16 protein-coding genes are annotated in these 18,209 nt (G+C 68.9%); 6 read left to right on the plus strand and 10 right to left on the minus strand.

From position 1 onward, the window contains the following. Positions 1-32 precede the first annotated feature (32 nt). Positions 33-1,436, plus strand: a complete 1,404-nt coding sequence (locus J7D54_RS04555; RefSeq protein ID WP_182764500.1) for an NAD(P)H-quinone dehydrogenase — start codon at positions 33-35, stop codon at positions 1,434-1,436. Positions 1,437-1,553: 117 nt separating this feature from the next. Here the strand turns inward: J7D54_RS04555 and J7D54_RS04560 are convergent, their stop codons facing one another. The 8 genes from J7D54_RS04560 to J7D54_RS04595 form a co-directional block, all read right to left on the minus strand. Beyond that, the gene (locus J7D54_RS04560) at positions 1,554-3,230 is read right to left on the minus strand and encodes an AMP-binding protein (protein ID WP_182764499.1); all 1,677 of its coding nucleotides are present in this window, start codon (positions 3,228-3,230) and stop codon (positions 1,554-1,556) included. Between the two features lie 136 nt (positions 3,231-3,366). Beyond that, complete coding sequence (locus tag J7D54_RS04565) at positions 3,367-4,239, minus strand: hypothetical protein (RefSeq protein ID WP_182764498.1); 873 nt, start codon at positions 4,237-4,239, stop codon at positions 3,367-3,369. Between the two features lie 119 nt (positions 4,240-4,358). Further along, positions 4,359-6,137, minus strand: a complete 1,779-nt coding sequence (locus J7D54_RS04570) for a biotin carboxylase N-terminal domain-containing protein (RefSeq protein ID WP_182764497.1) — start codon at positions 6,135-6,137, stop codon at positions 4,359-4,361. Between the two features lie 97 nt (positions 6,138-6,234). Next, positions 6,235-7,647 carry a mechanosensitive ion channel family protein gene (locus tag J7D54_RS04575; RefSeq protein WP_209455208.1) on the minus strand — a complete coding sequence of 471 codons (1,413 nt, stop codon included), beginning with the start codon at positions 7,645-7,647 and terminating at the stop codon, positions 6,235-6,237. Between the two features lie 9 nt (positions 7,648-7,656). Then, complete coding sequence (locus J7D54_RS04580) at positions 7,657-8,088, minus strand: hypothetical protein (RefSeq protein ID WP_182764496.1); 432 nt, start codon at positions 8,086-8,088, stop codon at positions 7,657-7,659. A gap of 40 nt (positions 8,089-8,128) precedes the next feature. Then, complete coding sequence (locus tag J7D54_RS04585) at positions 8,129-8,734, minus strand: nucleoside triphosphate pyrophosphatase (protein WP_182764495.1); 606 nt, start codon at positions 8,732-8,734, stop codon at positions 8,129-8,131. A gap of 4 nt (positions 8,735-8,738) precedes the next feature. Further along, positions 8,739-8,948, minus strand: coding sequence for an acyl-CoA carboxylase subunit epsilon (locus J7D54_RS04590; protein WP_245244139.1), 210 nt, complete (start codon positions 8,946-8,948; stop codon positions 8,739-8,741). Continuing rightward, positions 8,945-10,519: an acyl-CoA carboxylase subunit beta gene (locus J7D54_RS04595; protein ID WP_182764494.1), complete on the minus strand. Its 1,575-nt coding sequence runs from the start codon at positions 10,517-10,519 to the stop codon at positions 8,945-8,947. The genes J7D54_RS04590 and J7D54_RS04595 overlap by 4 nt, the downstream gene beginning before the upstream one ends. A gap of 90 nt (positions 10,520-10,609) precedes the next feature. Between J7D54_RS04595 and J7D54_RS04600 the strand changes: the two genes are divergently transcribed. Genes J7D54_RS04600 through purE form a run of 4 tightly spaced genes read left to right on the plus strand, consistent with a single transcriptional unit; the run spans position 10,610 to position 13,594 of the window. Beyond that, positions 10,610-11,398, plus strand: coding sequence for a biotin--[acetyl-CoA-carboxylase] ligase (locus J7D54_RS04600; RefSeq protein WP_182764493.1), 789 nt, complete (start codon positions 10,610-10,612; stop codon positions 11,396-11,398). A 26-nt stretch (positions 11,399-11,424) separates the two neighbouring features. Further along, a complete protein-coding gene (locus J7D54_RS04605) occupies positions 11,425-11,931 on the plus strand; it encodes a PH domain-containing protein (RefSeq protein WP_182764492.1) in 507 nt (168 codons plus the stop codon). Positions 11,932-11,940: 9 nt separating this feature from the next. Beyond that, the gene (locus tag J7D54_RS04610) at positions 11,941-13,101 is read left to right on the plus strand and encodes a 5-(carboxyamino)imidazole ribonucleotide synthase (protein ID WP_182764491.1); all 1,161 of its coding nucleotides are present in this window, start codon (positions 11,941-11,943) and stop codon (positions 13,099-13,101) included. Further along, on the plus strand, positions 13,094-13,594 hold the full coding sequence (gene purE / locus J7D54_RS04615) for a 5-(carboxyamino)imidazole ribonucleotide mutase (RefSeq protein ID WP_182764490.1): 501 nt from the start codon (positions 13,094-13,096) through the stop codon (positions 13,592-13,594). The genes J7D54_RS04610 and purE overlap by 8 nt, the downstream gene beginning before the upstream one ends. Here the strand turns inward: purE and J7D54_RS04620 are convergent. Together J7D54_RS04620 and J7D54_RS04625 are read right to left on the minus strand one after the other, a co-directional pair. Further along, positions 13,591-15,282: a hypothetical protein gene (locus J7D54_RS04620; RefSeq protein ID WP_182764489.1), complete on the minus strand. Its 1,692-nt coding sequence runs from the start codon at positions 15,280-15,282 to the stop codon at positions 13,591-13,593. The genes purE and J7D54_RS04620 overlap by 4 nt on opposite strands. Before the next feature lie 66 nt (positions 15,283-15,348). After that, a complete protein-coding gene (locus J7D54_RS04625; protein WP_182764488.1) occupies positions 15,349-16,533 on the minus strand; it encodes an LCP family protein in 1,185 nt (394 codons plus the stop codon). A gap of 131 nt (positions 16,534-16,664) precedes the next feature. Between J7D54_RS04625 and J7D54_RS04630 the strand changes: the two genes are divergently transcribed. Then, positions 16,665-18,194 (plus strand): LCP family protein, encoded by a 1,530-nt coding sequence (locus J7D54_RS04630; RefSeq protein ID WP_182764487.1) that lies wholly within the window; start codon positions 16,665-16,667, stop codon positions 18,192-18,194. Positions 18,195-18,209: the final 15 nt, after the last annotated feature.

Here is an 18,209-nt window from a genome sequence, read left to right on the forward strand (position 1 = left end):
ATGCGTGGCGCGGCTATGGAAGGATGGGGGCCGTGACCAAGGTTGTGATCATCGGTGGTGGGCCCGGCGGCTATGAGGCCGCCCTCGTCGGAAATCAGCTGGGCGGTGAGGTCACCCTGATCGAACGCGACGGGCTCGGCGGAGCCGCGGTGCTGAGTGACTGCGTGCCGTCGAAGACGCTCATAGCCACGGCAGAGGTGATGGTCCGCATCAAGAACGCGAACCAACTCGGGCTGCACATCCAGGCGGAGAACGTGCGCGAAGTGGTCAAGGTGGACCTGGCCGAGGTCAACGAGCGGGTGCTGGCACTGGCCAAGGCCCAGTCCGACGACATCGCGGCCAAGCTGCGTCGTGACGGCGTGCAACTGGTGACCGGCCAGGCGCGCCTCGACGGTGCGAACCGCGTCGTCGCCACCACCGAGGCGGGCGAAGAGACCTTCGAGGCCGACATCGTGCTGGTGGCCACGGGCACCACGCCGCGTGAACTGCCCGACGCCAGGTGCGACGGCGAGCGCATCCTGAACTGGAAGCAGGTCTACAACCTCACGGACGTCCCGGAGCGGCTCATCGTCGTCGGCTCCGGTGTGACCGGCGCGGAGTTCGCCTCCGCCTACGACGGCCTGGGCTGCGAGGTCGTCCTGGTGTCGTCCCGCAAACAGGTGCTCCCCGGCGAGGACCAGGACGCCGCCGCCGTGCTGCAGCGCGCGTTCGAGCGCCGCGGCATGCAGATCCTGTCGGAGAGCCGTGCGGTCGCCGCCCGGCGGCAGGGTGACGGCGTCGTCGTGACGCTGGAGGACGGCCGCGAGGTGGAGGGTTCGCACTGCCTGCTGGCAGTGGGCGCCATCCCGAACTCCGCCGGCCTGGGTCTCGAAGAGGTGGGCGTCGAGCTGGGCAAGTGGGGACACATCCCCGTGGACCGCGTCTCGCGCACCTCGCACCGCAACATCTACGCCGCCGGCGACGTGACCGGCGTGTTCGCGCTGGCCTCGGTGGCCGCCATGCAGGGCCGCATCGCCATGTGGCACTCGCTGGGCGACGCGGTGGCGCCGCTGGACATGCGCACGGTGTCGTCGAACGTGTTCACCACCCCGGAGATCGCGACGGTGGGGGTGACCCAGAAGGCGGTCGACGCCGGTGAGGTACGCGTCGCCTCCGTGCTGCTGCCGCTGGCCCCCAACGCCCGCTCGAAGATGATGGGATTCACCGACGGGTTCGTGAAGCTGTTCTGCCTGCCCACCACCGGCATCATCATCGGTGGCGTCGTGGTCGCACCCCGGGCCTCGGAGCTGATCCACGCCGTGTCGCTGGCCGTTGCGCAGAAGATCACCGTGGACGAGTTCAGCCACGCCTTCACCGTCTACCCCTCGATGTCGGGCTCCATCGCCGAGGCTGCCCGTCGTCTGCACAACCGCGACGACCCCTTGATGACGCAGTAGTCGCAGCAGGCCCCCGCTGCGGTTCGCCCTGGTCGAGCCCCAAACGGCGAGCTGCGCCTCGGTGCTGGGTTTGGTGCCATGGACGGGCACAAACCCAGCAGTACGCAGTGTCGCCCGTCAGCCGCGCAGCTCGGGGAACTGCTCGTAGCGGAAGTCCTCGATGCGGACGGCGGTGTCGTGCTCGCGGGCCCGGAGCACCACCCTGCGGACCTTGCCGCTCAGGGTCTTGGGAAGCGTCGAGAACTCCACCCGCCGGATCCGCAGGTACGGCGCCAGGCGTTCCTTCGCGTGCAGCAGGATGGACAGCGCTGTCTCGCGGGACGGTTCGAACCCGGCCGCCAGCGACACATACGCCTTCGGGACGGCGGCGCGGATGGGGTCCGGCGCGGGCACGATCGCGGCCTCGACGACGGCGGGGTGCTCGATCAGGACCGACTCCAGTTCGAACGGCGAGATCTTGTAATCCGACGCCTTGAACACGTCGTCGGTGCGCCCGACATACGTCAGGTAGCCCTCCCCGTCGACGGTCACCAGGTCGCCTGAGTGATAGCGGCCGTCCTCCTGCGCCGTGGGCGCACCCCCGAGGTAGCCCGACATCAGGTTGTAGGGCCACGGGTCGAGCGGCAGCGTGATCTCGCCCTGGCTCGCCACCTCGCCGGTGTCCGGATCGACGATCTGGATGCCCACGCCCGGCAGGATCTTGCCCATGGCCCCAGGCTTGACCTTCTCGCCCGGCGCGTTGCCGATGGTGCAGGTCGTCTCGGTCTGACCGTAGCCGTCGCGGATCGTGAGGCCCCAGGCGCGTTCGACCGTCGAAATCACTTCGGGGTTCAGCGGTTCGCCCGCGCCGACGATGTCGCGCAGGGCCGACGGCTTCGAGCCCAGATTCGCCTGGATCATCATCCGCCACACGGTGGGTGGGGCGCAGAACGTGGTGACCTTCGCGTCCTCGAGTTCCTTCAGCATCTTCGCCGCGTCGAAGCGGCTGTAGTTGTACGAGAACACCGTCGCCTCGGCCAACCACGGCGAGAAGAAGCTCGACCAGGCGTGCTTGCCCCAGCCGGGGGAGGAGACGTTGAGGTGCACGTCGCCGGGTCGCACGCCGATGAAGTACATCGTCGACAGGTGGCCGACGGGGTAGCTCAGCTGGGTGTGGGCCACGAGCTTGGGGTCTCTCGTGGTGCCGGAGGTGAAGTAATAGAGCACCGGGTCGTTGATGTCGGTGACCACCTGGCACGGGGCGGCGGGGGAGTCCGCGGACTCCGCCATGCTGAGCCATCGGTCGTGGGCGTGCCCCGTGGTGATGAGGGTGGCGCCGTCGATGAGGTCGAACTTGTCCTCGTCGACGGGGTTGGCGATGACGGCGCGGACGTCGGCGCGCTGGATGCGGTCCACCAGGTCGAAGTCCTGCAACGCCTGCGCGGTGGGCAGGATGATGCCGCCGATCTTCATCACGGCCAGCATGGCGTCCCACAACTCCACCTGGTTGGCGAGCATCAGCATGACGGCGTCGCCCTTGCGCACACCGGCCGCCGTCTGCAGCCAGCCGGCCAGCCGGTCCGAGCGCTCAACCAGTTCGCCGTAGGTGTAGCGCTCGTCCGCCCCGTCCTCGTCGCGGATCCAGAGCGCAAGGTCATCGCGGTCGCGCCCGATGGCGTCGAACCAGTCGATGGCCCAGTTGAAATTGCCGGTGATGTCCGGCCATTCGAACCGGGCGCGGGCCTCGTCGCCCTGTCCCACGAGGTCGAGGAGGAGATCGCGGGCGGCGCGGATCTTGGTGGTGGCGTCGGACATGGGGCTCCTCGGGACGTTACCTACGGTTGCGTAGGTTGGTTCCGAGATTACTCCGGGCGTTGTCCCTCGACTCTGGTGACTCCGTCAGTAAAGGGCTGGCCGCACTTGTGGGACTCCCACAACTGCCGGGCCCCTGTCAGTCGTCGAGCAGACCCATCAACAGTGAGAAGCCGCCGATCATCAGGGCCCCCGTCGTGATCTGGCGGATCACGGGATCTGACCCGTAACGGCCGTAGTAGCCCTGCGCCCAGGCGGCGTGGCGCGGGTCCTCCCAGTAGGGCACCGGCATCAGCTGCGGGCCCGCGTGCACCATGCGGATGGAGGGGTCGTTGCCGGTGCGGACGCGCTGCGCGTCGGCGGCGCACGCGGGGACCTCACGCATCGCTCCGCCGGGCGGCGCCCACTGGACGTTGGCGACGGAGGTGCCGTGCGCCGGGTCGAAGAAGCAGGGCGGGCGGTGCTCCGGGACCGGCGCGCCGTTGGCGCGTGCCTTCACACAGGCGATCGCGTAGCGACCCTCGTCGAGGATCTCCGTGATGCGCTTCACGTCGGCGTTGCTGCGGGCGTACTCGAGCTGCTGCTTGGCGCCGTCGTAGGAGTCGAGGGCCTTGCCGTAATCAGCTTGAGCGTCCGCGTCGAGGGTGCGGCCCACCACGTCGAAGTCGAGGTCTCGGAGCTGCTCACCGAACGTGGTGATGTCGGCGTTGACCGCGTCCCGCGACGCGGGGGAGAGGGGCTGGGCCGCCGAGGGGTCGTAACCCTGGCCGTAGCCCAACTGCTGCCCGAAGCCGAAGTGCTGAGCGTAGCCCTGCTGCTGCCCGTAACGCGTGGGCGGCCCGTAGCCCATGGGCGGGCGGAAGAACTGCTGCTGCTGGCCCCAACCGAGCTGCGGTTGCCGAGGCTGCTGATCGAGCTGGTCGGATCCGCTGCCTCGCACCGAGCGGCCGATGCCGAGCACGATGGACACCGCCACCATGATGAACATGATCGTGAAAATGCTGCCGAACACGCGTCCTCCAGTCGTCAGTCCCTCCAGAATAGGCGCCGCCTCCAAGGAGTGGAACGACGGCGGTGCCGGTGGCGGTCAACGCCACCGGCACCGGTGAGACAGCTCAGTGGGGTACCCCGTCACTCGGGCTCGACGATCTCGCAGAGGACCTGGCCGGCCGTCACCGCCTGACCGGCCTCGACCTTCAGGTCCACCACCACGCCGTCGCGGTGGGCCTTGAGCGGCTGTTCCATCTTCATGGCCTCGATCACGGCGACGGTGTCGCCCTCGGCCACCTGCTGGCCCTCCTCGACGGCCACCTTGACGATGGTGCCCTGCATGGGCGACGTCATGGCGTTGCCGCTGGCTGCCGCGACCTTCGAGCCACCCCGGTCGCGCTTCGTGGGCTTCTTCATGGTCTTGCCGGACGCGGGCCTGCCGCCGCCGAAGCCGCCGGGCAGCTTGACCTCGACGCGCTTGCCGTTGACCTCGACCGTGATGACCTCCGGCTCTTCGTGGTCATCCTCTTCGCCGAGGAGGCCGGTGTAGGGCGGGATCTCGGTGGCGAAATCCGTCTCGATCCAGCGGGTGTGCACTGTGAAGTGCCCGTCCGCCGCGGTGTAGGCGGGATCTGCCAGCACCACCTGGTGGAACGGCACGACGGTGGGCATGCCCTCGATCTGCAGTTCGGCCAGGGCGCGGCGGGAGCGCGCGATGGCCTGCTTCCGGTCCGCGCCGGTGACGATGAGCTTGGCCACGAGGGAGTCGAATGCACCCGGGACGGTCATGCCGACGTGGTACCCCTCGTCGACGCGGACGCCCGGGCCCGACGGCGCATGCCACTTCACCAGCGTGCCGGGGGCGGGCATGAAGTTGCGGCCGGCGTCTTCAGCGTTGATGCGGAACTCGATGGAGTGGCCGCGCACCTCGGGGTCGCCGTAGCCCAGTTCCTCGCCGGCGGCGATGCGGAACATCTCGCGCACCAGGTCGATGCCGGTGACCTCCTCGGAGACGGGGTGCTCCACCTGGAGGCGGGTATTGACCTCGAGGAACGAGATGGTGCCGTCGGTGCCCACGAGGAATTCGCAGGTGCCGGCGCCGACGTAGCCGGCCTCCTTGAGGATGGCCTTGGAGGATTCGTAGAGCAGCGTGACCTGTTCCTCGGTGAGGAACGGTGCGGGGGCCTCCTCGACGAGCTTCTGGTGGCGGCGCTGCAGCGAGCAGTCTCGGGTGGAGACCACCACGACGTTGCCGTGGGTGTCCGCCAGGCACTGGGTCTCCACGTGCCGCGGCTTGTCGAGGTACCGCTCGACGAAGCACTCGCCGCGCCCGAAGGCGGTGACGGCTTCGCGGGTGGCGGACTCGAACAGGTCCGGGATCTCCTCGAGGGTGCGCGCCACCTTCAGGCCGCGTCCGCCGCCGCCGAAGGCCGCCTTGATGGCCACCGGGAGGCCGAACTCCTCGGCGAACGCGACCACTTCGCCTGCGTCGGCGACGGGATCCGCCGTGCCCGGGACCTGGGGAGCGCCCACCTTCTGGGCGATGTGCCGTGCCCTGACCTTGTCGCCGAGCGACTCGATGGCGGCCGGCGGGGGCCCGATCCAGATCAGGCCGGCGTCGATGACGGCCTGGGCGAACTGGGCGTTCTCGGCGAGGAAGCCGTATCCGGGGTGGATGGCGTTGGCGCCCGCGCGCTCGGCGATCCCGAGCAGCTTGGGGATGTTGAGGTAGGTGTCCGCAGGGGTCGCGCCGTTGAGGGCGTACGCCTCGTCGGCCAGCTTGACGAACAGTGATTCTGCGTCGGAATCTGCGTAGACGGCTACGGAATCGATTCCAGCATCCCGCGCGGCACGAATGACTCGTACAGCGATTTCTCCGCGGTTTGCGATCAGAACCTTTGAGACGGCGTCGTTGCCCACTTCTCCTCCTGCATTCGTTTGTGCCTCGGAGTCTAGTGGGCGGCGCTTCGCGCGGATGGAATGTCCATAACCTTGTGGATTCTGCGCGGATGTGCGATCACGAGGGGGTGTCGCGGCGCTCCGCCGTCTGCTCCCGTTCGGCCATGTCGGCGGCGCTGGGGCCCGACATCTTGCGGTCGCGTTCCTCCGCGTCGGGGGAGCCGGAGTAGAGGCGGGCCTCCGGGCTGCGCGACGACAGCGTGGTCTCCAGAGGGGACTCCTCCTTGCTCCGGACATCGGCAGGCTTGCGGCGGTGCGACAGCCACGAATGGAGCCACTTCGGCAGGGCCGGGTCCTCCTCCGTGTCCTCGAGGCTGCCGGTGGCCGCCGGCATCACGCTGGTCTCCTCCAGGGCCTGCTCCGCCTCCCATTCGGTGACGACCCTGTCGACGAAGTCCTCGCGTTCCTCAACCGGCGGGGCCGTCGTCGTGTCGGGCTCGAGGCGGGTGCGGGGCAGGGCGTAGACGGCCTCGTGCTGCACCCAGGCGATGAGGTCCTCGCGCACCAGGCAGCGCAGATCCCACAGCTGGCCCGACGTCGCGGCGGAGACGACCGCGCGGATCCTGACATGGCCGCCCGTGGCGTCGGTCACCTGCATGGAGGCCGTGCGGCCGTCCCACAGTTCGCTGGAGCGCACGATGCGGGTCAGCTCCACCCGCATGGCCTCCACCGGCGCCAACCAGTCCAGGTCGAACTCGACGGTGCCGAGCAGCTTGGGCTCGCGTCGCGTCCAGTTCTCGAAGGGCTTGCTGGTGAAGTAGGTGCTGGGCACGATCCAGCGGCGGTCGTCCCACGCCCGGACGACGACGTAGGTCAGCGTGATCTCCTCGACGGAGCCCATCTGCTCGTCGAAGACCACGAGGTCGCCGACGCGCAGCGCGTCGGAGAACGCGATCTGCATGCCCGCGAAGATGTTGGCCAGCGACGACTGCGCGGCGAGGCCGGCGACGATCGACAGCACGCCCGCCGAAGCCATCAATGACGCGCCGATCGCCCGGAACTGGGGGAACGTCAGGAGCGCCCCGGCCAGGGCACAGATCCAGATCACGGCCAGGCCCACGCGCATGACGATCTGCAACTGGGTGCGGATCCTGCGGAAGTGGGGCGTCTCCTCGGCGTCGTCCTCGCGGCTGAGGAGTGTCTCGCCGATGGCCCTGATCACTCCGGTGAGCAGGAAGGCGGCGGCGAAGATCATCAGGATGAGGAACACCTGGAGGAAGATCGGCCGCCACTCGGGCGCGGCCTTCAGCACGCGCGGGCGGGTGACGAACGCCACAGCGAGCCCAGCGCCGAGCAGGATGAAGAAGATCCGTTGCGGCAGCCTCATGCGCCGGATGACGAACTTGCGGGTGCGGCGTTTGACGATGAGCCTCAGCAGGGCCGTCAGGATGAGCGACACGATGAAACCTGCGAGGAGCCCGAGCCCTGCCCAGAGCAGCACCGTCAGCAGGTCGAGCGTGTCGGGAGTCATGGTGAGAGCCTAGTCGCCGGACTCCTGCGGGGTCTCGCGATCCGTGCGCAGCGAGAGGGCGGCGAAGGAGTCCGACGTGGTGAAGGCCCCCTGCCAGCGGCCGTTGGTGAACAGCATCGACTGGTTCTTGTCCGCCGTGATCGTGAAGCCCATGCCCGCGAGGTTCTCGCGGAGGTACGCGGCGATGTCCTGCCCGGAGGGGGAGGAGAACACCGCGGTGACGTTGTTGTAGGAATCGATGCGGTCCGTGATCGACGCGTGGAGCGGGACGGAGAACATCTCCGGCGCGTTGACGTAGCCCAGCGAGCTGAGCAGGACGCCACCCTCCGGCGCGTCGCTCACGAGCGGCGACGACGCCGGGGCGGAGGGGGAAGGTTGCGGTGCGGCGGAGCACCCCACCAGGGCGAGCGCTGCCACCAGGGCGATTCCGATCCGTTGCACGGGGACGATCCTAGGCCACGTCCGAACCCCGGCCCGTCGCCTAGGAACGCTGGTCCACCCACAGCGAGTGCCAGGGCACGCCGGAGTCGATCACCATCTGCCGAACCAGCGGCATCGAGATCCCGACGACGTTGAAGGGGTCGCCCTCGATGGACGTCACGAACGCGCCGCCCAAGCCGTCGATCGTGAACGCACCGGCCACCCGCTGGGGCTCTCCGGTGGCCGCGTAGGCCCGGATCTCCTCATCGGACAGGTCCGCGAAGCGCACCATGGTGGAGCCGACCCGCGTCTGCTCCGAATACCGCTCACCCTGATGCACGACGATGTGGTGGCCGGTGTGCAACAGGCCCTCATGCCCGCGCATCCGCTGCCAGCGGGCGATGGCCGCTTCCTCCGTACCGGGCTTGCCGTGCGCCCGGCCCTCGAACTCCAGGACCGTGTCACACGCGAAGAGCACGAAGTCGCCCACGAGGTGGGGCACGACGGTGCTGCCCTTGGCCTCCGCGAGCCTGGCCGCCAGGCGGGTGGGCACCGGATCGACGATCTGACTCTCGTCGAAACCGGACACCACCACCTCGGGATCCAGGCCCGCGTTGCGCAGGACCTGCAGTCGCGCCGGCGACTTCGAAGCCAGAATCACCCGCATCTGATCACATGCGGTTGAACGTACGCCACGCCTCGCGGCCCGTGATCAACGGGCCGCGGACGGTGCGGTAGTAGGACTTCCAGCCGCCGGCCAGCGGGCGGTCGGCCGCCGAGCGCAACGTCTCACGCCGGGCGGAGGCCACGAGCACGGCGGTGACCGCGGCCATCTCCTCCTCGGTGAGAGTGGCCTTGCCGAATTCGAGCGAGCCGGTCACAGCGGGATGTTCCCGTGCTTCTTCGGCGGCAGCACCTCGCGCTTCGAACGCAGCAGGCGCAGCGCCCGGATGACCTGGGCCCTGGTCTCGTGCGGGTAGATCACCTGATCGACGTAGCCGCGGTCCGCCGCGACATACGGGTTGGTCAGCTCGTCGTCGTACTCCTGGATCAGGCGCGCGCGCTCCTCCTCGGGGTTCTCCGCGTTGCTGAGTTGCTTGCGGTAGAGGACGTTGACGGCACCCTGGGCACCCATCACCGCGATCTGCGCCGTCGGCCACGCCAGGTTGATGTCGGCACCCAGGTGCTTGGAACCCATGACCACGTACGCGCCGCCGTAGGCCTTGCGGGTGATGACGGTCAGCAGCGGGACGGTGGCCTCGGCGTAGGCGTAGATGAGCTTCGCGCCGCGGCGGATGATGCCGTTGTGCTCCTGGCCGACGCCGGGGAGGAAGCCGGGCACGTCGACGAAGGTCAGCACCGGGATGTTGAACGCGTCACAGGTGCGCACGAACCGGGCGGCCTTCTCGGCGGAGTCGATGTCGAGGCAGCCGGCGAACACCGTCGGCTGGTTCGCGACGATGCCGATCGAGCGGCCCTCGATGCGGCCGAAGCCGACGATGATCGAGCCCGCGAACAACGGCATGACCTCGAGGAACTCGTCGTCGTCGAGGACGTTGCGGATCACCTCGCGCATGTCGTAGGGCTGGTTAGCGGCGTCGGGGATGAGCAGGTCGAGCTCGCGGTCGTGGTCCGTGATGGTCAGGTCGACCTCGTCGTCGTCCCAGACCGGCGGATCCTCCAGGTTGTTCTGGGGGAGGTAGCTGATGAGGTCGCGCACGTACTCGATGGCGTCGTTCTCGTCGGCGGCCAGGTAATGGGCGTTGCCCGACTTCGTGTTGTGCGTGCGTCCGCCGCCCAACTCCTCCATCGAGACGTCCTCGCCGGTGACGGTCTTGATGACCTCCGGCCCGGTGATGAACATCTGCGAGGTTTGGTCCACCATCACGACGAAATCCGTCAGCGCCGGGCCGTAGACGTGACCACCGGCGGCGGCACCCATGATCAACGAGATCTGGGGGATCACCCCGGAGGCGACGGTGTTGCGCTTGAAGATCTCCCCGTAGAGCGCCAGCGAGACGACACCCTCCTGGATGCGTGCGCCACCGCCCTCGTTGATCCCGATGAGTGGCACCCCGGTCTTCATGGCGAAGTCCTGGATCTTGACGATCTTTTCGCCGTACACCTGGCCGAGCGCGCCACCGAAGATGGTGACGTCCTGGCTGAAGATGCACACCGGGCGGCCATGGATGGACCCGGTTCCGGTGATGACGCCGTCGCCGAAGGGGCGGCGGGCATCCATACCGAATGCGCTAGTACGGTGGCGAGAGAACTGGTCGAATTCCGCGAAAGAACCCTCATCGAGGAGGGCCATGACCCGTTCGCGGGCAGTCATCTTGCCCTTGGCATGCTGCTTCTCCACGGCTGCGGCGGACCCGGCGTGCACGGCTTCATCGATGCGCACTCCGAGATTGGCAATCCTACCGGCGGTGGTGTGGATGTCGATCTCCATGGCCTTCACCATAGCGGGATTGAACTTCGCTCAATTCCCTTGCTCAACTTTGACACAGGCAGGCGCTGACACCGGCCCTACGATGAGTCGGTGACCGCCGAACTGCCCGACGCCGAATCCATCCGCAGCCTCCTCGAACCGGGTACCCCGTTCACCCGCGTCGAGGTGGTCGACAGCACCGGCTCCACGAACGCAGACCTCTCGAAGCGCGCGCACAACGGCGAGGCTGAAGGCGCCGCGCTCATCTCCATGGAGCAGACGGCGGGGAGGGGGCGGCTCGACAGGCAGTGGGTCTCACCGCACGGCTCGTCCATCTCGCTCTCCGTGCTCCTCAAGCCCAGGCCGGAGTTCCAGCACTGGGGCTGGCTCTCGCTGCTGGCGGGCATGGCGGTGTCGTCGGCGCTGGCCGAACTCGCGCCGGACCCCCTCCGCGTCACACTCAAGTGGCCCAACGACGTACTCATCGGGGGCAAGAAGGTCTGCGGCATCCTGTCGGAGCGCGTCGAGCAGCCCGACGGGGCACGCGCCGTCGTCGGCCTCGGCATCAACGTGACGCTCACCGAGGAGCAACTGCCGGTGCCCAACGCAACGTCGCTGAGCCTAGAGGGCATCCCCACGGACCAGAGCCGCATCGTGGCGGGGGTCCTGAACCACTTCGCCCGCTTCTACGCCGCCTGGCAGCTGCGCGGCACGCTGCGGGAGGAGTACGAGTCGCGCTGCTCGTCCATCGGCGCGCAGTTGAAGGTGGTGGTCGACGGCCGGCGCACCGTGGAGGGGACCGGAAGGGGGGTCGACGTCTTCGGCAGGCTCCAGGTGGCCACCGCGTCGGGCCTCCAGACGTTCGCGGTGGGCGACGTCATCCACGCCCGCCTCGGATAGTCGGCGGCGCATGCCAGACTGTGGCCATGGCGATCAAGAGAGACCAACTGGGCCGCGACGAACACATCGTCGCCTCCATGCGCACCCACGGCAAGGTGCTGATCGTGCCGGCGTTGGTGCTGATCGTGATGGGCTCCCTCCTTGGCTTCGCCATCGCCCTCCTGCCGCCGGATTGGGAGCCCTGGGGCACCTACGCGGTGATCGCGTTGTTCCTGGTCATCGTGATCGGTGCGGTCGTCCTGCCGTTCCTGCGTTGGCTCACCTCCACGTACACCATCACGGACCGCCGCATCGTCACGCGCCGCGGCATCATCAACAAGACCGGCCATGACCTGCCGCTGCGCCGCATCAACAACGTCAACTACGAGCGCTCGATGACGGACCGCATGCTCGGCTGCGGCACGCTCATCCTGGAGACGGCCGCGGGGCAGCCCCTGGCGCTGCCGGACGTGCCGCACGTGGAGCGCGTCCACGTGACCATCAACGATCTGCTCTACGACATGCATGGGGCACCGGACACCTCCGACGAGTAGTCTTCGCGGGTGACTCGACGCTACTCACTGGCCATCGCCGGAGGCGGGCAGCTGGCCCGCATGATGCAGCAGGCGGCCATTCCGCTGGGGATCGACGTGCGGCTGCTCGCCGAGGGGCCGGCCGTTTCCGCGGCCCAGGTGGTACCCGCCCACACCGTCGGCGACTACCGCAGCCTCGACACCCTCGTGGAGTTCGTCGACGGCGCGGACGTGCTGACCTTCGACCATGAGCACGTGCCCACAAGACACCTCGACATCCTGGCCGAGCACGTCGCCGTGCGCCCTGGCTCCGCCGCGCTGCGGTTCGCGCAGGACAAGGCGGAGATGCGCGAGAAGATGGCGGAGCTGGGGATCGCCTGCCCCGCGTTCGCCGTCGCAGACTCGCCGCGGGACCTCATCGCGTTCGGCGACAGCCAGGGCTGGCCGGTGATCGCCAAGGCCTCCCGCGGCGGCTACGACGGCAAGGGCGTCTGGAAGCTGAACGGACCCGAAGATGCCGGCGAACCGTTCGCGAACCTGCCCGAGACGTCCGCGGGTGAGCGGGTCAGGATCGTGGCGGAGGAGTTCATCGACTTCACCAGGGAGCTGTCCGCCATCGTCGTGCGCTCCCCCTCGGGGCAGGTGGTGGCCTATCCCATCAGCGAGACACTGCAGGAGCAGGGCATCTGCGTCGAGACCGTCACCCCCGCCCCCGGCATGAGCGACGAGGTCGCGGCGGGGCTCCAGCAGATGGCCGTGCGCATCGCCACCGAACTCGGCGTCGTGGGCGTCCTCGCCGTCGAACTCATGGAGGCCCGCGACGGCCGCATCGTCGTCAACGAGCTGGCCATGCGGCCGCACAACACCGGGCACTGGACCATCGACGGGGCGCTCACGAGCCAGTTCGAGAACCACATCCGCGCCGCCCTCGACCTGCCGCTCGGCTCACCCGCCATGCGCTCAGACGTCGTCGTGATGACCAACGTGCTCGGCGGCGCCGAGGATGACCTCACCGGAGCGCTGCAGCACGTGTTCGCCCGTGACCGCGAGGTGCGCGTGCACCTCTACGGCAAGGAGGTCACGCCCGGCCGTAAGGTGGGGCACGTCACCTGCTTCGGCACCTCGCTCGACGATGTGCGTCGTCGCGCGCGGCACGCCGCGCACTACCTGATGGGAGACCCCGATGCCTGAGCCGCTCGTCTCGATCGTGATGGGATCTGATTCGGACTGGCCCACGATGTCCGCCGCGGCCGACGCGTTGGCCGAGTTCGGCGTCGCCTACGAGGCGGATGTCGTGTCCGCCCACCGGATGCCGGAGGACATGGTGCGCTTCGGGCGCGAGGCGCACGAGCGCGGCATCAAGGTGATCATCGCCGGCGCGGGCGGAGCGGCGCACCTGCCGGGCATGCTCGCGTCGCTGACCCCGCTGCCGGTCATCGGCGTGCCGGTTGCCCTGAAGTACCTCGACGGGATGGATTCGCTGCTCTCGATCGTGCAGATGCCGGCGGGGGTCCCCGTCGCCACCGTCGCCATCGGCAACGCCCGCAACGCCGGCCTGCTGGCGGTACGGATGCTCGCCGTCGGCGACGAGGCACTGCTCGAGCGGATGCTCGACTTCCAGGACCAGCTCCGGGACGCGGCGCACGCGAAAGGCGCCGTCGTCCGCGAAGCCAGCGGTTCCTAGTTGAACACCACCTCGAGCCGGATGCTGCTGTCGCCGTCGTCGGCGGCTTCAACCGCCATGCCGAGGGCGCGGACAGGCTCGAGCCACTGGGTGAAGTCGGCCGAGTAGTCGCTGGCCGCCATCTCCTGGTAGAGCGGCATGCTCTTCACGGCGTTGAGGTCCACGAAGCTCAGGTTGCTGGCGTCCTGCCGGATCACTTCCGTGAAACCGGGGGAATCCCCCAGGGTGGTGGCGGGGCTGCGGATGTCGTCGATGCCCTGGCCGTACGCGAGGTAAACGGTGTCGCCGTCCTGCTCGGCGGTGAGCCCGTCGAAGCTCCCCTCGGGCATCAGGACCCGCTTGACGCCGTCCAGCAGTTCGAGCTGACGGGCAGGATCGTCGCTGACGAACTTGGCTCCCACCACGGGTTCGCCCTGACCGTCCATGCCGATGGTGACGCCCATCTGGCGGCCCATGAGGGCCTGCAGGTCTGCGGCCGACATGATGCCGAGCGACTCGAGGTCCGGGGTCAGGCCGGCTGCCTCGAAGGACCGCCAGGACTGCTCATAGGACTCTGTGGAGGCGGCGCCCGCCACGGCGGCGAACACGCCTCCGGGAAGTTCACTCGCGAAGGCGCGAATGTCGTCGAGTTCCGGTTGCGGGTAGTTTGGCGCGAAGAACTGCCCGTCGAGGATGACACGGTCGTCGTCCACCTTGAGGCCTGCGGCGCCGTGTGAGCCGCGGAGGGCCTCGACGTCGGTCATGGGGGAGAGGCCGGGCCCGCTCTGGCTGATCAGCATGTCGATGGCCTCGGAGCCTGCCCAGAAGGTCGCCAGGCTGCCCGTACCGAGCTTGGCCATGTCCGCCTTGTAGTCCTGGTCATCCGCCAGCGACGACTCGCTGATCGCCGCGGCGTCCAGGCCGAGGTCCGTGCTGGTGATCACCAGCACGTCGTCGACGAAGAAGTACTCGTTCTCGGCGGCGGCCTGAGCCGCAGCGAACGCCCCGGCCTTCTCCTTGTCGGTGGTCTCGACGGCCACCACGACCTGGTCGCCGAAGCCCGAGGCGCTGTCCGGTGCCGAGCCCAGGAACCCGAGGGCGACGGAGTTGCCGAGCCACGGCTCGACCTCCTCATAGGACGGCTTGTCCCCGGAATCGTCCGGGATGAGGTCCCACAGTGCCCGCTTGTAATCTGTGGTCTCCGACATCTCCTCGCCCACCGGGAACTTGTTGACGATGCGGGCGAGCTTCAACTGGTCTGCCGGCGCCGGCGCCAGGTTCAGCTCGATGGCCATCGCCACGGTGGAGGGGAGGCCCTTGGCCGCCGCAGGCGTGGCACCGCGGAAGAACGTCAGGCTGAACGCCACGCCACCGAGCACCAACGCGAGAGCCAGGGCCCCGGCGACGATCGCCGGGGTCTTCGACCTCTTCTTCACGGGAGCAGCTGCGTACGGCTGGTACTGGCCCGGGAGCTGTTGCGGGGGCGTGCCCCACTGCCCCTGCTGCGGCGGAGGAGTGCCCCACTGCCCCTGCTGCGGCGGAGGAGTGCCCCACGGCGCCGGCTGCTGCGGGCGGGGCTGCTGGAAGGACGGACTCTGGGGCTGGCCCTGCAGACCCTGCTGCGGCGGCTGTTGCGGGGCGCGACCCCACTGCGGCTGGGGAGGCTGTGGACCGTTGGGTTGCCAGCCGGGTGGTGGGTTCTGGGTCACGGTGTTCTCCTGCGCGCAGTGGGTGGGCTGTGCTTCGAGGATAGGTCCACCGCAGACCAGTGACCGCTACTGCCGGTACTTCTCCAAGTCGGCCGTATTGCCGACAGCCATCGCCCCGAAGATTTCGTCAGCAGCTGCGTCGTCCCAGATGACGGACGAGCCGACGCTGGTGTTCGCCACGCTGCCGGGGACGGTCAGGCTGAGCCCGGAACCGGTCATCACGCTGAAGAAGCCCGTTCCCACCTGCGCCATGGATCCCAGGCCGGTGTCCTCGCCACGCGCGAGCGACTTCGAGGCCGCCATGTTGACCTTCCAGTACCGCACCGGATTGAGCACGGTGAGGGGGTTTGCGACCTTTTTCATGATGGCGCCGATGGTCTCGCGCTGACGCTCGACCCGGCCGAAGTCGCCGTTCGGGTCCGCCTTGCGCATCCGCACGTAGCCCAGCGCGGTGACGCCGTCGACCGTCTGGCAACCCTTGGAGAGCGTGATGTGGGCGTCCTCGTCGTCGATGTCGAACTTCGGGCACACCTCGATCCCGCCGACGGCGTCCACCACGTCCACGACGCCGAGCATGCCCACCTCGAGGTAGCCGTCGATGCGCACGCCGGTGTTCAGTTCGATGGTCTCGATGAGCAGGGGAGCGCCGCCGAAGGCGTAGGCGGCGTTGAGCTTGTTCTTCTTGCGGCCGGGGATCTGGACGATGGAGTCGCGCGGGAGGCTCAGCAGCACCGGCTCACCCTCGGTGGGGGTGTGCAGCAGCATCATCGTGTCCGTCCGGCGACCGTCGGTGGTGCCGGTGCGCAGCCTCGACCAGTCCTCGGCGCTCAGGTCTTCGCGGCCGTCGGAGCCGACGAGGAGGATGGTGCTGCCCGGCTGCTCCGCGGGGCGCTCGCCGGCGGACGCCGTGTCCACCGTGGTGCCGGCCGTCCAGGCGTAGAGCGGGGTGCCGATCAGGAAGGCCAGCCACAGGATGAGGGCGAAGCCCAGCAGACGGAGCGGCCGGAAACGACGGCGCTTCCTGGGTCGGCCAACCGGGGGAGCGGCAGGCGGAGCGGTGGGCGGCTGCGACGGCGGGCCGGCCTTGGCGGCCGGCTGCGGCCCGGCGGTGCCCTGCGGATAGCCGGCGCCGCGCTCGCGACGGGCGTCGTTGCGGCGCATGTTCTCCACCTCGTCGGGACGGAGCACCGAGGTCTCTTCGTCCTTCTCGTCCCGGTAGAGCCAGTTCATGTCGTCGTCTCCTCGTGGCACTCGCCATCCCCTTTCCGCGTGCCCAAGGGTACCCATTAGTGCGCCAACGACGGCATCGCGGCGTGGCGCTACCGGGCTGAGGGGAACCTGCGGGTGAGGATGGAAATCAGCCTTCCCCGAGGAGATCACCAGTGCCGTCCACCAAGACCGCAGCCGCCAAGAGCGTGCAGGCCCGCCGCGCCTTCGGCTTCGTCCTGATGTCCGCACTGTTCCCGGGCTCGGTGCAGTGGTTCGCCGGCAACCGCGCGGTGGGCCGCGTGGCCGGCCGCGTCTACGGCGCCGCCCTGGCCCTGCTGGTGCTGATGGTGCTGGGCCTGCTCCTGTTCCGTGGCCCCACCGTCGGGCTGCTGCTCAACCCCGCCGCGACCACCGTCGTGCGCGTGGTCCTCTGGGCCCTCTTCGCCGGCTGGGGGCTGCTCCTGGTGGACGCCTGGCGGCTGGCCGCGCCCCTGCGCCTCGGGCAGGGCACCCGGCTCACCCTCACCGTCACCACCCTGGCGCTCGCGCTGGGGGTCGGCGGCATCACCACCGTCGCCGCCAGCGGTTTCCAGGCCGCCGGGAACGTCGGCGTCGTGCTGCAGGGCGGCGGCGACACCGACGAGAAGGCCGGCCGCTACAACGTGCTGTTGCTCGGGGTCGACGCGGCTGAAGGCCGCGACGGCCTGCGCCCGGATTCGATCAACGTGGCCTCCGTGGACGCGGAGACCGGGCGCACCGTACTGTTCGGGCTGCCGCGCAACCTGCAGAAGGTGCGCTTCCCGGACTCCTCCCCGCTGCGGGCCCTCTACGCCGAGGGGTACGTCTGCCCCGACAACGCCTGCCTGCTCAACGGGGTCTACACCCTGGGCGAGCAGCATGCCGATCTCTACCCCGGCGAGGCGGACCCGGGCCTCCAGGCGATGAAGGAGGCCATCAGCGAGACCCTCGGCCTCGAACTCAACTACTTCGCGATGATCGACATGGCCGGTTTCCAGAACCTCATCAACGCCATGGGCGGCATCCGGCTCAACATCACCAAGCCCATCCCGATGGGCGGCGGCGGAAGCAACATCCACGGCTACATCGAGCCCGGCGACGACGTCCGGCTCGACGGCTACCAGGCGCTCTGGTTCGCCCGCTCCCGGGCGGAGAGCAGCGACTATGAGCGCATGGTGCGCCAGAAGTGCGTGATGTCGGCGATGGCCAACCAGCTGGACCCCATGACGGTGGCCACGAAGTTCGTCGAACTGTCCAAGGCGGGCGGCGACGTGCTGCGCACCGACGTCGGCACGGGCGAGATCACCCGCCTGGCCGAGTTGGCCCTGCAGGCCAAGGAACTCAGCATCGTCTCCGTCAACTTCACGCCCCCGCTGATCGTCACGGGGGACCCGGATTTCGACCTGATCCGCAGTACGGTCCGCGACAGGATCGACGCGTCCGAAGCGCTCGACGAGGTGACGGGGTCGCCGGCCCCGGCGGCCTCCCCGGATGCCGCCACCACGCAGGCCGCCCCCGTTGCGGCGTCTCCTGTGGCGTCCTCCGAGGCCCCAGCCGCCGAGGGCGGCGAACCCACCACCGACAGCGCGGATCCCGCCCCTGTCGAGGCCGCCGGCGCCGAGGTGGAGGCCGACGAATCGGTCAGTGACGCTGGCGACCTTGAGCTGGTCTGCTCGGTTCCGTGAGCCACGCCCACTAAA

This window comes from Tessaracoccus sp. MC1865, from assembly GCF_017815535.1.
GTDB lineage: Bacteria > Actinomycetota > Actinomycetes > Propionibacteriales > Propionibacteriaceae > Arachnia.

What these genes read in the sequence shown, in the direction of transcription:
- J7D54_RS04560 (WP_182764499.1), bottom strand. Translation starts at nt 3,230, where the DNA reads ATGTCCGACGCCACCACCAAGATCCGCGCCGCCCGCGATCTCCTCCTC.
- J7D54_RS04575 (WP_209455208.1), bottom strand. Translation starts at nt 7,647, where the DNA reads ATGACTCCCGACACGCTCGACCTGCTGACGGTGCTGCTCTGGGCAGGG.
- J7D54_RS04585 (WP_182764495.1), bottom strand. Translation starts at nt 8,734, where the DNA reads ATGCGGGTGATTCTGGCTTCGAAGTCGCCGGCGCGACTGCAGGTCCTG.
- J7D54_RS04595 (WP_182764494.1), bottom strand. Translation starts at nt 10,519, where the DNA reads ATGGAGATCGACATCCACACCACCGCCGGTAGGATTGCCAATCTCGGA.
- J7D54_RS04605 (WP_182764492.1), top strand. Translation starts at nt 11,425, where the DNA reads ATGGCGATCAAGAGAGACCAACTGGGCCGCGACGAACACATCGTCGCC.
- purE (WP_182764490.1), top strand. Translation starts at nt 13,094, where the DNA reads ATGCCTGAGCCGCTCGTCTCGATCGTGATGGGATCTGATTCGGACTGG.